This is a genomic window from Virgibacillus carmonensis (genome assembly GCF_057836705.1).
The window spans coordinates 1-554 of the sequence record NZ_JBYQFJ010000338.1; the positions used below are offsets into that span (position 1 = coordinate 1).

General features: G+C 37.9%; 1 protein-coding gene. It reads right to left on the reverse strand.

Annotated elements, in window-relative coordinates:
• The coding region (locus AC3G7N_RS22210; protein WP_489424278.1) for an ROK family protein at window positions 1-554 on the reverse strand (554 nt) is incomplete at both ends.

Here is a 554-nt window from a genome sequence, read left to right on the forward strand (position 1 = left end):
GAAGCCTCATCGAGCAGAAATTTTTCGGCAATATACGTTTGTAAACATCCAAAGTTGCCACAAGGACAATAAATTCCATACGGATCGACTATGGTATGTCCTATTTCGCCAGAAAAGTTTCCCTCTCCACGGTATATCTCCCCCTTTGAAATCAACGCAGAACCTACCCCGCTTCCAAAACCAATCATTGCCATACTTTCTTTTTCCGTATTTAAATCCGTCATATATTCAGCCAATGCTTTCAGCTTTAGTTCATTGTCCACAATTACTTGGAAGCCCACCTTCTCTTCCAGCATTGCTTTTAATGGTACCTGCTTCCAATCAAATTGCGCAGATAGTTTAATTATCCCTTGGTCATTTTTAATAAGACCGGGAAGCCCAACACAAATTCCGGCAATTTGTTTATGGTGAATTTTTTCATTATCAAACATAATCTCAATCTTACTTCCTATGAATTCAACGGTTTCTTGTGGGTCGATTGGTTTATACATAAAATGTTCTAAAGCAATTAGGGTTCCAACGAAATTCATAAAACCAATTCGTATGTTGTTTTG